At 72.9% G+C, this 13,698-nt stretch carries 10 protein-coding genes; all 10 read right to left on the bottom strand.

All coding sequences use genetic code 11. The features are described 5' to 3' along the window. Nucleotides 1-94: 94 nt before the first annotated feature. The gene (locus DB033_RS02320) at nt 95-1,207 is read right to left on the bottom strand and encodes an amidohydrolase family protein (RefSeq protein WP_205843614.1); all 1,113 of its coding nucleotides are present in this window, start codon (nt 1,205-1,207) and stop codon (nt 95-97) included. Then, nucleotides 1,204-2,739, bottom strand: coding sequence for a signal recognition particle protein (ffh, locus tag DB033_RS02315; RefSeq protein WP_111765280.1), 1,536 nt, complete (start codon nt 2,737-2,739; stop codon nt 1,204-1,206). The genes DB033_RS02320 and ffh overlap by 4 nt, the downstream gene beginning before the upstream one ends. Then, nucleotides 2,739-5,090 (bottom strand): [protein-PII] uridylyltransferase, encoded by a 2,352-nt coding sequence (locus tag DB033_RS02310; RefSeq protein WP_205843613.1) that lies wholly within the window; start codon nt 5,088-5,090, stop codon nt 2,739-2,741. Before DB033_RS02310 ends, ffh begins: the two co-directional genes overlap by 1 nt. 14 nt (nt 5,091-5,104) lie before the next feature. Beyond that, on the bottom strand, nt 5,105-5,443 hold the full coding sequence (locus DB033_RS02305; RefSeq protein ID WP_111765278.1) for a P-II family nitrogen regulator: 339 nt from the start codon (nt 5,441-5,443) through the stop codon (nt 5,105-5,107). 3 nt (nt 5,444-5,446) lie between these two features. Beyond that, nucleotides 5,447-6,808 (bottom strand): ammonium transporter, encoded by a 1,362-nt coding sequence (locus DB033_RS02300; RefSeq protein ID WP_111765277.1) that lies wholly within the window; start codon nt 6,806-6,808, stop codon nt 5,447-5,449. A 209-nt stretch (nt 6,809-7,017) separates the two neighbouring features. Beyond that, the gene (gene ftsY / locus DB033_RS02295) at nt 7,018-8,502 is read right to left on the bottom strand and encodes a signal recognition particle-docking protein FtsY (protein WP_111765276.1); all 1,485 of its coding nucleotides are present in this window, start codon (nt 8,500-8,502) and stop codon (nt 7,018-7,020) included. A 68-nt stretch (nt 8,503-8,570) separates the two neighbouring features. Continuing rightward, on the bottom strand, nt 8,571-11,606 hold the full coding sequence (locus tag DB033_RS02290) for a bifunctional [glutamine synthetase] adenylyltransferase/[glutamine synthetase]-adenylyl-L-tyrosine phosphorylase (protein WP_111765275.1): 3,036 nt from the start codon (nt 11,604-11,606) through the stop codon (nt 8,571-8,573). Next, entirely contained in the window at nt 11,603-12,334 is a 732-nt protein-coding gene (locus DB033_RS02285; protein ID WP_111765274.1) for a type 1 glutamine amidotransferase, read from the bottom strand. Before DB033_RS02285 ends, DB033_RS02290 begins: the two co-directional genes overlap by 4 nt. 13 nt (nt 12,335-12,347) lie before the next feature. Further along, on the bottom strand, nt 12,348-13,148 hold the full coding sequence (locus DB033_RS02280; protein WP_111767170.1) for an exodeoxyribonuclease III: 801 nt from the start codon (nt 13,146-13,148) through the stop codon (nt 12,348-12,350). A 13-nt stretch (nt 13,149-13,161) separates the two neighbouring features. Beyond that, nucleotides 13,162-13,668: a hypothetical protein gene (locus DB033_RS02275; protein WP_111765273.1), complete on the bottom strand. Its 507-nt coding sequence runs from the start codon at nt 13,666-13,668 to the stop codon at nt 13,162-13,164. Between the last annotated feature and the right edge of the window lie 30 nt (nt 13,669-13,698).

The raw sequence follows: 13,698 nt of genomic DNA, 5'->3' as shown, positions 1-13,698 counted from the left end.
AGGGACGTGCTCCTTCGACTACTGGTGAGCGGACTGGCAGTCCCGACGGACTGCATGCCGGACTGATTTTGGATCGACAGTCGAGTTTACCCGATCAGGTGGGCTGATCTCGACCGTCGACGATCACACCGGCCCGGACCACCGCCACGGGGGCGCCCAGGGTGCCCGGCTCGGCGACCGGGTCCGCGCCGTAGACGACCAGGTCGGCCGGTTCCCCGGGGGCCGGATCGGCCAGGCCCAGCCACCGCCGGGCCCTTCCCGTGGTGGCGTCCAGGACGTCGCGGCCGTCCCGGCCGATGAGCGCGGCCACCCGGAGCAGCGCCTGCGCCTCCTCGGCGATGCGGCCGTGGGCGACGAAGCCGCCTGCGTCGGTGCCGGCGTGCACCGGCACCCCCGCCGCCATGGCCGCGGCGACGGTGTCGTCGGACCGGGTGTGCAGGTCGCGCATGTGCTTGGCGTAGGCCGGGAACCGGTCGGCGGCGTCGGCGAAGGCCGGGAAATTGGCGATGTTGATCAGCGTCGGCACGAGATGCACCTCGCGCCTGACCATCTCGTCGATGGTGTCCTCGCCGAGCCCGGTGCCGTGCTCGAGGCAGTCGATCCCGGCGGCGAGCAACCCGGGGATCGCGTCCTCGCCGAAGACGTGGGCGGTGACCCGGGCGCCGGCGGCGTGCGCCACGGCGACCGCGTCGGCCAGCACGTCGTCGGGCCACAGTGGCGCGAGGTCGCCGATCGACCGGTCGATCCAGTCCCCCACCAGCTTGATCCAGCCGCCTCCGTGGGCGACCTGGCGGGCGACCTCGGCGGGCAGGTCGGCCGGGTCCTCCAGATCGATCCCGAGTCCGCGGATGTAGCGCTTCGGGCGGGCCAGGTGCCGGCCGGCCCGGATCAGCACCGGCAGGTCCGGTCGCCCGACCAGCGGGGACGTGTCCAGGGGTGACCCGCAGTCGCGGATCGCGGTGACGCCGGCGACCAGGTTCGTCCGGGCCTGCGCGGCCGCGCCCGCCAACGACGCCACCCCGTCGGCAGAGTAGCCGACGTGGCAGTGCGCGTCGACGAAGCCGGGGGTGACCCAGCCGGTCAGCGTGACCGCCGCCGCGCCGCGATCGGCGGGGGCCTCGACGAAGACGCCGTCGGCGACCCAGTGGTCGACCGGCTGCCGCGTCACCGGGTCGGTGCCGGTGACGCGCAGCAGGCGGTCGGTCACCTGCCCTTCGGGAACTGCAGTTTGGTCGGGTCGAAGTCGAAGCCCGGCGGCAGCTGCGGCATCCCGCCGCCGCCCGCGCCGGGCATCCCGCCCGGCATGCCCGGCGGCAGCATCCCGGCCAGACCGCCGGGGATCCCGCCCTTGATCTTCGGCGGTGTCGGACCGCGGCCCGACCCCTTCTTGCCCTTCTTGCCCTTGACCGACCGCTGCGGCTTGGCGCCGGGCATCCCGAACCGGCCGGCCATCGCGCTCATCATCTTGCGCGCCTCGTAGAACCGCTCGACCAGCGAGGACACCTGCGCCACGGTCGATCCCGAGCCGCGGGCGATGCGGTTGCGGCGGGAGGCGTTGAGGATCTTGGGGTCGGCCCGCTCCTGCGGGGTCATCGACTGGATGATCGCGGCGGTGCGGTCGATGTCGCGGTCGTCGACGTTGGCCAGCTGGTCCTTCATGCCGGCGGCGCCGGGGAGCATGCCGAGGATGCCGGCCAGCGGGCCCATCTTCTTCAGCGACTGCATCTGCTGCAGGAAGTCCTCGAGGGTGAACGACCCCTCGCCCATCTTCAGCGCCATCGCCTCGGCCTCGTCGGCCTCGAACGCCTGCTCGGCCTGCTCGATGAGGGTCAGCATGTCGCCCATGCCGAGGATGCGTGACGCCATCCGCTCGGGGTGGAAGACGTCGAAGTCGCGCAGCTTCTCACCGGTGGAGGCGAACATGATCGGCGAGCCGGTGACGTAGCGCACCGACAGCGCGGCACCACCGCGGGCGTCGCCGTCGAGCTTGGTCAGCACCACCCCGGAGAAGCCGACGCCGTCACGGAACGCCTCCGCGGTGGTGACCGCGTCCTGACCGACCATCGCGTCGAGGACGAACAGCGTCTCGTTCGGCTGGACGGCATCGCGGATGGCGGCGGCCTGCGCCATCATCTCGGTGTCCACGCCGAGCCGGCCCGCGGTGTCCACGATCACGATGTCGTGGTGGCGGTTGGTGGCCTCGGCGACGCCGTCGCGGGCGGCCTGCACGGGGTCGCCGACCCCGTTGCCGGGGAACGGGGCGTACACCGGCACCCCGGCCTGCTCGCCGACGACCTGCAGCTGGTTCACCGCGTTCGGCCGCTGGAGGTCGCACGCCACCAGCAGCGGGGTGTGCCCGTTGGTGCGCAGCCAGTGCGCCAGCTTGCCGGCCAGGGTCGTCTTACCGGCGCCCTGCAGACCGGCGAGCATGATGACCGTCGGCCCGTTCTTGGCGAACTCCAGCCGGCGGGTCTCGCCACCGAGGATGGCGATGAGCTCCTCGTTGACGATCTTGATGATCTGCTGGGCCGGGTTGAGCGCCTGCGAGACCTCGACGCCCGACGCCCGCTCCTTCACCGCGGCGATGAACGCCCGCACCACCGGAAGCGCGACGTCGGCCTCGAGGAGGGCGACCCGGATCTCCCGGGCGGTCGCGTCGAGGTCGGCCGGAGTGATCCGGCCCTTGCCGCGCAGCGAGGTGAAGACGCCGGCGAGCCGATCGGAGAGTGTGTCGAACATCAGGCCAGATTATCGGGTGCCGCACCGAGCGCCCGACCGACGGCCGCCAGCACCCGCCGGGCGTCCTCCGCCGCGAGCGGCGCACCGTCCGGACCGACCAGGTAGAACACGTCGACCACCTCCGAGCCGAGCGTGTCGATCAGGGCGGTGGTGACGGTGACGCCCGCGCCGGCCAGCGCCCCGGTGATGCGGTGCAGCAGTCCCGGCACGTCGTGGGCCCGCACCTGCAGCACGGTGGCCTGCGCGGACGCCGCCGGCAGCAGCTCGATCAGCGGCGCCGCCGTCGGCACCCGCTCCCGGGCCGGGTCCCGCTTGGCCAGGGCCCCGGTGACGTCGATGCCGCCGTCCATCGCGCGGGTCAGGTCGGCCCGCACGGTGTCGGCCTGGGGCGCCTCGCCGAACTGCGACTGCACCGACCACACCTGCAGGGCGGTGTCGCCGACCGTGCGGGCGGTCGCGCCCCGGATGGTCAGCCGGTGCAGGGTGAGCGTGCCCGCCGCGGCGGCGAGCAGCCCAGGGCGGTCCGGTGCGGCCAGGGTGACGGTCAGGCCGCCGAGGCCGGTGTCGACCCGGACCTTGACCGCGCCGTCGGCGGCCTGTGCCAGCAGCTCGGTCTCGCGCGCCGACACCGCCGGCACCGCGACGTGCGGTGATCCCGAGCCGATGGCAGCGGCCGCGCGGGCGACGAGCCGGGCGACCTGCGCGGCCTTCCAGCTCGACCAGGACTTGGGTCCGGCGGCCCGGCTGTCCGCCTCGGTCAGCGCGGCCAGCAGCTGCAGGGTGTCCAGATCGGTGACGACCTCGGTGACCGTGGCGATGGTGGCCGGGTCCTCGGGGTCCCGCCGGGAGGCGGTGTCGGCAAGCAGCAGGTGGTGGCGGACCAGCGTCTCGATGGTGGCGGTGTCGTGCTCGGACACCCCCAGCCGCTCCAGCCACTCGGGGATCATGTCCGCACCGGCCACGCTGTGGTCCCGGCCGGTGCCCTTGCCGATGTCGTGGAAGATCGCCGCCAGCAGCAGCAGGTCGGGCCGGCGGACCCGCCGGACCAGCCGGGACGCCTGCACGGCGGTCTCCATCAGGTGCCGGTCGACGGTGAACATGTGGATCGGGTCCCACTGCGGCATCGACCGCAGGCGCTCCCAGCCGGGCAGCATGGACGAGATCAATCCGGCCTGGTCCAGCGACTCCCAGACGGTGACCATCGGCTCGCCGGCGCCCAGCAGCGACACGAACGCCGTCAGCGCCGCCGACGGCCACGGCGTGGGCAGCGGCGGGCACAGCTTCGCCAGCCGGTGCACGGTGGCCGGCGCGATGGTGAGACCGGCCTGGGCGGCGGCCGCGGCCGCGCGGACCGGCAGCGCCGGGTCCCGGGCCGGGTTGGCGGCGCGGGCGAGGATGACCTCGCCCTCCTGCTCGACGACACCGTCGGCCAGCGGCAGCCGCTGGGCGCGACGGGCGAAGCGGCCTCCCACGTCGTAGACCTGACCGTTGCGGTCGGGTGCCTCGATGGCCCGGTGGACGCGGTGCCAGGTCAGGTCGGCGGCCAGCGCCACGGTCCGGCCGATACCGGCGACCTCCACGAGAAGCGAGTCGCGGTCGGGGATGTCGAGGGCCTTGGCCACCTCGTCCTGATCCTGGATGTGCAACCGGTCGGTCCGCCGGCCGGCGGTCAGGTGCAGCGCGTCGCGGACGTCGAGCAGGTCGGAGCGGGCCTCCTCCAGACCCTGGTGCGGGCAGTCGGCGAGCCACGAGGCGGCGACGGCGCGCATCACGACCAGATCGCGCAACCCCCCGCGGGACTCCTTGAGGTTCGGTTCGGTGGCGAAGGCCAGTTCGCCGCTGCGGGCGGTCCGTTCGTCGCAGCTGGCCTCCAGCAGCGGCAGCCGCTCCTTGGCGTCGGCGCGCCAGTCGGCCAGCACCCGACGGCGCAGTAACCCGGCGAGCTCCGGGTCACCGGCGATGTGGCGCAGGTCCAGCATCCCCAGCATCGCGGGCAGGTCGACCCGGGCGATCTGCCGGGCGCCGCCCACGGAGCGGACGGAGTGGTCGAGCTTCACCTTCGAATCCCAGATGGGGTACCACAGGCGTTCGGCGAGCATCTCGGCGTAGGACGTCGGGGTCTCGCTGGAGTGCAGCAGCAACAGGTCGAGATCGGAGAACGGGCTGAGTTCGCCGCGGCCGTAGCCGCCCACGGCGACCAGCGCGACGCCCCCCACGTTGACCCCCGCCTCCTGGGCGAGCGAGCCCAGCCAGGAGTCGGTCAACCGGGCCAACGCCCGCCGCCGGGCCGGACCGGGAACCCCGGTCCGGCCCAGCAGCTGGGCCCGCAGGTCGGCGTAACCGGTACCCACGGTGGCATCCACTGCTACAGGGCTTCCTGACCGTGTTCGCCGGTGCGCACCCGGACCACGCTCTCCACCGGGACGGCCCAGACCTTGCCGTCACCGATCTTGCCGGTGCGGGCGGCCCGCACGATGACGTCGATCACGTCGTCGGCGTCGTCGGCGTCCACCAGGATCTCCAGGCGCACCTTGGGCAGCAGCTCGACGGTGTACTCGGCGCCGCGGTAGACCTCGGTGTGGCCGCGCTGCCGGCCGTAGCCGGAGGCCTCCTGGACCGTCATCCCCTGGACCCCGAACGCGAGCAGGGCGGCCCGCACCTCGTCCAGCTTGAACGGCTTGATGACTGCGGTGATGAGCTTCAAGGATCAGACCTCCGACTTGACGGACGTGGACAGGGACTTGGTGAGCACGCCGTGGCCGCTGCCACCGCCGGCCTCCAGCTCGTAGGCCTGCTCGCCGTGGACGACCACGTCGATGCCCTCGATCTCGTCCTCCTCCGGGATGCGCCAGCCCATGGTGGCCTTGAGGGCCAGGCCGATGATCAGCGTCATGACGCCGGAGACGACGACCGCGATGAGCGCCACGACGATCTGGGTGACCAGCTGGGTGGCGCCGCCGCCGTAGAACAGACCGTCCAGCGCACCCTCGGGGGCGAAGGTCTGCAGGCCGTTGTCCTCGGTGGGCAGGTGGGCGAAGAGACCGATCAGCACGGTGCCGACGAGACCACCGACGAGGTGCACGCCGACGACGTCGAGCGAGTCGTCGTAGCCGAGCTTGTACTTCAGGCCCACGGCCAAGGCGCACAGCGCGCCGGCGATGAGGCCGATGAAGATGGCACCGTAGATGTCCACCGCGGCGGCGGCCGGGGTGATCGCGACGAGGCCGGCGACGATGCCCGAGGCGGAGCCGAGGCTGGTGGCGTGACCGTCACGGAACTTCTCGACGACGAGCCAGGCCAGCATGGCGGCGCAGGTGGCGACGGTGGTGTTGACCCAGGCCTGGCCGGCGGTGCCGTCGGCGCCGAACTCGGAACCGGCGTTGAACCCGAACCAGCCGAACCACAGCAGGGCCGCCCCCAGCATGACCAGGGTGAGGTTGTGCGGCTTCATCGGCTCCTTGCCGAAGCCCTTGCGCTTGCCGACGACGATCGCGAGCACCAGACCGGCCATGCCGGCGTTGATGTGCACGACGGTGCCACCGGCGAAGTCGATCGGGGTGGACAGGTTGGTGGCCACGAAACCGGATCCGCCGAGCCAGCCGCCGCCCCACACCATGTGCGCGATCGGCATGTAGCACAGCGTCGCCCAGAGGCCGACGAAGACCATCCAGGTGGAGAATTTGACGCGGTCGGCGATGGCGCCGGAGATCAACGCGACCGTGATGATCGCGAAGGTCGACTGGTAGCCGACCGCCACGATGGCGGGCACGCCGGTCGCCTTCATGATGCTGTCCTCGTTCGTCAGCCCGTTGAGGCCGAAGAACTGGAAGGGATCGCCGATGATGCCGCCCTGGTCGGCGCCGAAGGTGGCCGAGTAACCCCAGAGCACCCAGATGACGCCGACCAACCCGAGGGCCCCGAACGACATCATCATCATGTTGAGCACGGACTTGGAACGGGTCATGCCGCCGTAGAAGAAGGCGAGGCCCGGGGTCATGAGCAGCACGAGCGACGCCGCGATGATCATGAACGCGGTGTTACCCGAGTCGAGCGCGAACGGGTCGTCCATAGGGTCTCCTGGTGTGAACGGATGGGCATCCGGACCAGGACGGCCCGGGGACAGGTAGCAGAGTCCCCGGATCGTGTTGCGGTTGCTGTTCGACGATGTTTCCCCGACGTGAACGCGGGCGCGTCGTCGTTGCCGTGGGGTAAAGATGCGCGCGGGCACCGTCACGCAGTGTCAGTGCAGGCCGTGGGTGGTGGCCCCGGAGGCGCCGGTCAGTCGCCCAGCAGGGCGTCCACGAAAGCGGCCGGCTCGAACGGCGCCAGGTCGTCGGCCCCCTCCCCCAGACCCACCAGCTTCACCGGCACGCCCAGCGCCCGTTGCACGGCCACCACGATGCCGCCCTTGGCGGTGCCGTCCAGCTTGGTGAGCACGATCCCGGTGATGTCGACGACCTCGGCGAACACCTTGGCCTGCACCATCCCGTTCTGGCCGGTGGTGGCGTCGAGGACGAGCAATATCTCGTCCACGTCACTCTGTTTCTCGATGACGCGCTTGACCTTGCCGAGCTCGTCCATCAGTCCGGTCTTGGTGTGCAGCCGGCCGGCAGTGTCGATGATGACCGCGTCGGCGCCGGTGGCGATGCCGCGCTTGACGGCCTCGAAGGCGATCGCGGCCGGGTCACCGCCGGCGGGCCCGCGGACGGTCACCGCTCCCGCCCGGTCACCCCAGGTGGCGAGCTGGTCGGCTGCGGCCGCGCGGAAGGTGTCGGCGGCTCCGAGCACCACGGTGCGGCCCGACCCGACGAGCACCCGGGCCAGCTTGCCGGTGGTGGTGGTCTTGCCGGTGCCGTTGACGCCGACCACGAGCACCACCGACGGGCGGCCGTCGTGCGGCAGCGCCTTGACGGCGCGGTCCATCGACGGGTCGAGCGCCTCGATCATCACCTTGCGCAGCAGCGCCTTCGCGGCCGCGGCGGAGGCGACACCGCGGGCGGCGACCTCGGCGCGGAGCCGGCCGGCGATCTCCGCGGCCGCCCCGGAGCCGAGGTCGGCCATCAGCAGGGTGTCCTCGACGTCGTTCCAGGAGTCCTCGTCGAGGTCGCCACCGCCGAGCAGACCCAGCATCGACCGGCCGAAGGTGTTCTGGGTGCGGGACAGCCGGCCCCGCAGCCGGACCAACCGGCCGTCGGCGGACTCGATCTCGTCGGGACCGGTGGCGGGCACCACCGGCGCGGTGGCCGGTCGCTCGATCCGCTCCGGACGGTCGACGGGCGCGAACACCGGGGTGGAGCCGGTGGCGGGCGGGAGGTCGACGGGGGCCGCGGGTGCGGTCGGTGCGGGGGGCGCCGTGGGTGCGGGGGGTGCCGTGGGTGCGGGGCGGGGCCGGACCGGGGCCGGCGCCAGGTCGGTCGGCAGCTGCAGGTCGGTCAGCTCGGGGCGGTCGGAGTCCCGCGGGACCGAGGCGTCGTCGCCGACGCCGGGTTGGCCGTCGGTCTCGGTCCGTTCCCAGGTGGGGGTGGCGGTCGGCTCCGGCGTCTCCGGTCGGTCCAGCACCGCGGTGTTGGACGGCGCGGAGGAGAACGAGATGGAACTGCCGGTGGTGTACTTCCCCTTGGTGGGGGCGGCCTTCTCGCGGCCGGCGGCCTCGTCGGCCTCGCGCAGTGAGACGGTCCGGCGGCGCGACAGCGCCAGCCCGACGACGAGTGCGGCGACGACGACGACCGCGACGACAACGACGATCCAGACCCAGGTAGGCATCCGGTCATTATCCGGTGCGCCGGTGGACGCCGGTCACCACGGGGACGGTTGCGGGTGCTGCGGAACGGTCAGCCGACGCCGGAGAACAGCCGGTCCACGACCTTGCGGGCCCGCCGGGTGGTCCGGCGGTACTCGTCGACGAAGATGCCCGGATCGCCGTCCGGTGGGTAGCCCATGGCGCGGGCGACGGCGGCCAGCGGGCGGCCGAGCCGCGGGATCTGGTCCTCCGGTTTGCCGGACACCATCATGAGCACGTTGCGCACGTGGGTGGCCTGCAGCCAGCTGTGCTCCAGGATCTCCGCGTCCTCCTCGCTGAGCAGTGACAGGTCCCGCGCGGCGCGCAGGGCGTCCAGGGTCCGCGGGGTGCGCAACTCCGGGTGCCATCCGGCGTGCTGCAACTGCATCAGCTGCACGGTCCACTCGACGTCGGCCAGGCCGCCGTGACCGAGCTTGGTGTGGGTGGTCGGGTCGGCCCCCCGGGGCAGCCGCTCGGCGTCGACCCGCGCCTTGATGCGGCGGATCTCGATGACGTCGGACTCGGCCAGGCCACCGGTCGGATAGCGGAACTCGTCGGCGGCGGCGATGAACTCGGCGCCGAGTTCAGCGTCCCCCGCCACCGGCCGGGCCCGGATCAGAGCCTGCCGCTCCCATGCCTGCGCGAACTTCTGCCAGTAGGCCTTGTAGGCGTCGAGACTGCGGACGAGCGGGCCGTTCTTGCCCTCCGGCCGCAGATTCGCGTCGATCAGCAGCGCCGGGTCGGGGCTGGGGCGGGCGAGCAGCCGCCCCATCAGATCGGCGGCGGTGTTGGCGGCGGCCATCGCGGCGCCCGGGTCGGCGCCGGGCAGCGGGACGGCGACGTACATCACGTCCGCGTCGGAGGAGTAGCCGACCTCGGCGCCGCCGAGCCGTCCCATCCCGATGACGGCCAACCGGAAGTCGACGCGGCCGCGGTCCTCGGCGACCTTCGCCAGCGCTGCCGCGTACGCGGCCTGCAGGGTGGCCTCGGCGGCGCTGGTGAGCCCGAGCACGATGTCGGCGACCGCGACCAGCCCGAGCATGTCCGCGCAGGTGAGCCGGAGCAGCTCGTGACGGCGGCGGTTGCGGGCGATGTCCACCTGCTCCTGCGGGGTGAGCCCCCGACGGGAGCGGCGCAGCAGCGAGGCCGCGACCTGATCGGGCTCCGGGGCGAGGAGCAGTTCGTCGTCGACGAGCAGTTGGAGCACTTCGGGTGCCCGCGGCAGCAGGTCGCCGACCAGCCGCGAAGAACCCAGCAACCCGGCGAGCCGCTGTGCGACGAGGGCCTCGTCGCGCAGCAGCCGCAGGTACCAGGGGGTGTCGGCGAGCGCCTCCGACACGTGCCGGTAGGACAGCAGTCCGGCGTCGGGGTCCGGCGCGGTGGAGAAGGTGTCCAGCAGCACCGGCAGCAGGTGTCGTTGGATCGCCGCGCGCCGGCTGACGCCGCTGGTCAGGGCGGCGAGATGGCGCAGCGCGGCCTCGGGGGCGCGGAAACCCAGGGCCTGCAGCCGGGCGGCCGCGGACTCCGGGGTCAGCTGCAGCTCGTCGCCCGGGACGGCGGCGACGGCGTGCAGCAGTGGCCGGTAGAACAGCTTCTCGTGCAGGCGCCGCACGGTGGTGACGTGTTGCTGCAGCTCGTTGTTGAACACCTCGGCCGCGTCGGAGGTGCCCGCCCCGCTGTACCCCGCGGTCCGGGCCAGCCAGTCGAGGTCGGCGTGGTTGTCGGGGAGCAGGTGGGTGCGGCGCAGCCGTTGCAGCTGGATGCGGTGCTCGGCGCGGCGCAGGAAGGTGTAAGCGGCGCTCATGTCGGCGCCGTCGGTGCGGCCCACGTATCCGTCGCGGATCAACGCCCGCAGACCCATCAGGGTGCCGGGGATGCGCAGGTCGGGGTCGGTGCGACCGTGGACGAGCTGCAGCAGCTGGACGGAGAACTCGACGTCGCGCAGGCCGCCGGGGCCGAGCTTGAGTTCGCGTTCGCGGACACCGTCGGGGATGTTGGCCTCGACGCGGCGGCGCATCGCCTGCACGTCGTCGACGAACGAGTCGCGTTTGGCGGCGTTCCACACCCCCGGCTGCGTGAGGTCGACGAACCGCTGCCCGAGTTCCAGGTCACCGGCCGACGGGCGGGCCTTGAGCAACGCCTGGAACTCCCACGTCGCCGCCCACCGCTGGTAGTAGCTGCCGTGACTGGCGAGCGTCCGCACCAGGGCGCCGGCCTTGCCCTCCGGGCGCAGATTGGCGTCGACCTCCCAGGCCGCCTGTCCGCAGATCCGCATGGTCTGGGAGGCCAGGGTGGTCGCGGTGGCCAGACCGGCGTCACCGTCGCCGGGCTCACCCTCGGCGGTGAAGATGACGTCCACGTCGGAGATGTAGTTGAGCTCACGGGCCCCGCACTTGCCCATCGCGACGATCGCGAGCCGGGCCGGCGGCGCGGTGTCGGGCAGGGCCGAGGCGGCGATCGTCAGCCCGACCTGCAGGGTGGCGTCGGCGAGGTCGGACAGGGCCTGGGTGACGGCCGGCAGCGCCACCGCCGGCAGCGAGGACTCGACGGCCTGGGCCAGGTCGTGCGCGGCGACGATGAGCAACTGCGAGCGGTACGCCTGCCGGAGGGCGATGACGGCGGCCGGCCCACCGACGGTGGCCCGGGGGCCGGCGGTACCGGTGCAGCGCGGCGCGGCCGGGTCGATACCGACGGCGGTGGCGAGGACGGCGTAGGCCTGATCGGCGGTGAGCAGCCGGGTGCTCTCGGCCTCCGGAAGCAGCAGTTCCCAGTCGTCCGGCCGGGCGGAGAGGTGGTCGGACAGCGCGGTGGACGCACCGAGGACGGCGATCAGGCGCCCGCGGAAGCGGGAGTTGGCCTGCAGCTCCGGCCGCACCCGGGCCCAGATCGCCGGGTGCGCGGCCAGGTTGGCGAGCCCCGCCAAAGCCATCTCCGGGCGGCCGGCGCGCGACAGCGCCCGCAGCACGTCCTGACCGCCGTCCCGGACGCCGTCGGCGTCGGCGAGTCCGGTGATCTCGAGGTCCCGGAGGATCTTGGGTTCGGTCCCGAGTCCGTAGCGGCCGAGGCTCCGCGACGCCGGGCGGCTCACGGCGCACCGCCTGCGCCGTCGCGGCGGGCGGCGGCGTACGCGTCGGCCAGGGCCACGAAGCGGACGGCGACGTCCCGCCACACCAGGGCCATGGTCTCGGCCGCCTCGTCGAGCATCGGCCCGAACCGGCCCGTCATCGGCAGGTCGTCGGAGGCGGCCCAGGCCCGCAGGTCGTCGGCCCCGGTCTCGATGTGGAACTGGACGGCCCAGGCGGCGTCGCCCTGCCGCCACGCCTGGTGCGGGTACCCCGGGGACGACAGCAGCAGGGTCGCTCCCGGTGGCAGCACCGACACGACGTCGTCGTGGTAGTGCATGACGTCCGGGGTGAGCGGGAGGTCGCGGAACAGCGGGTCGTGCTCGGCGGCGTCGCGGCGGGCGGTGAGGTACGCGCCGCGTTCCGGACCGTTCTCGCCCCGGGTGACGATGCCACCGCCGGCCGCGGCGAGCAGTTGGGCGCCGAGGCAGATGCCCAGGGTCGGGGTGCGGGCGGCGACGGACCGGGCCAGCAGGCGGCGGGTCGCGGGGAGCCACGGGGCGGCGGAGTCGTCGTGGGCGCCCATCTCGCCCCCCAGGCTGATGACCGCGTCGAAGGCCGCGGTGTCCTCGGGGACGGTGTCGCCGGCGTACGGTCGGCGGACCTCGACGGTCGCACCGGCGTCGGTGAGCCACTCCCCCAACCGCAGCAGCGGGTCGGACGGGTCGTGTTCGATCACCAGGATGGTGCTCATCCGCGGGTTCCGGTCACGAGTCGATCTCCACGATCACCGGCGCGTGGTCGGAGGCGCCCTTGCCCTTGCGTTCGTCCCGGTCGATCCGCGCCCCGGTCACCGCGGTCGCGAGGGCCGGTGAGCAGAGCGCGAAGTCGATGCGCATGCCGCGGTTCTTCTGGAACCGCAGCTGCTGGTAGTCCCAGTAGGTGTACGTCCGCGGCGCGTCGGTGAAGGGCCGGACCACGTCGCGGTAGCCGGCGTCGTCGAGGGCCCGGAACGCGGCGCGCTCAGGGGCGGTGATGTGGGTGTGCCCCTCGAAGGCGGCGACGTCGTAGACGTCGGCGTCGGTGGGGGCGATGTTGAAGTCGCCGGTGAGGGCGATGCGGGCCTGCGGGTCGGCGGCGAGCCAGCCGGCGGCGTCGGTGCGCAGCGCCTCCAGCCAGGCCAGCTTGTAGTCGTAGTGGGGGTCCCCGACGGCGCGGCCGTGCGGGACGTAGAGGCTCCAGATCCGGACGCCGCCGCAGGTGGCACCGAGGGCGCGGGCCTCGACCGCGGGGGTGGTGTCGGGGGCACCGAACGCGGGCTGGCCGGCGAAGCCGCGCTGGACGTCGTCGAGTCCGACCCGGGAGACGATGGCGACGCCGTTCCACTGCGAGACCCCGTGGTGGGCCGTCTCGTAGCCGAGCGCGGACAGCGCCGTGGCGGGGAAGGTGGCGTCGGTGCTCTTGGTCTCCTGCAGGGCCACCACGTCGACCTCGGAACGCTGCAGCCAGGCGAGGAGACGGTCGGTGCGGGCCCGGACGGAGTTCACGTTCCAGGTGGCGAAGCGCAGAGTGCTCACCGGCTCATCCGATGACGGGGGTGGGCTGCGGGCCGGGAACGAAGAACGGCAACGTCCAGATCTCCTTCGATTCGCCGTCGATACGGGCGCGCCAGAGCAACGGTCGCCCGGCCGGCAGCGGCAGGCCGGTGTTGAAGTAGACCACGATCTGGGTGTGGGCGGGCATGGCGCGACGGGGCGCACCCCACGGGGCCAGGTTCGGTTCCTCGACGGTCATGTTCTGCGCGAACCGGATCAGGTCCGACGTCGCACCCGCGGGTACGTGATCGAGCCGGACCGGCGCTCCGTTGGCTTCCTCGAGGACGACCTCGAAGGCGTACTGCTCCTGGAACAGGTCGGGCGAGAAGGTCATGGCGACGATCAGGGCGAAGGCGGACGTCATCCCGGAGCCGTGGTCGCGGTGCAGCACCTGCAATCCCCCGCCGACGACGTGCAGCTTGCCCAGCTGGTCGGTCACGGCGTAGTCGGCGAGGGACAGGGACAACGACGCGCGGTCGTACACCTCGCTCATGCCCTGACCCTAACCAACCGGGCCGGCACC

Source organism: Nakamurella deserti, assembly GCF_003260015.1.
Lineage (GTDB): Bacteria > Actinomycetota > Actinomycetes > Mycobacteriales > Nakamurellaceae > Nakamurella > Nakamurella deserti.
Note: the sequence above shows the minus strand (reverse complement) of the source record. Positions and strands in the feature narration are given on the sequence as shown.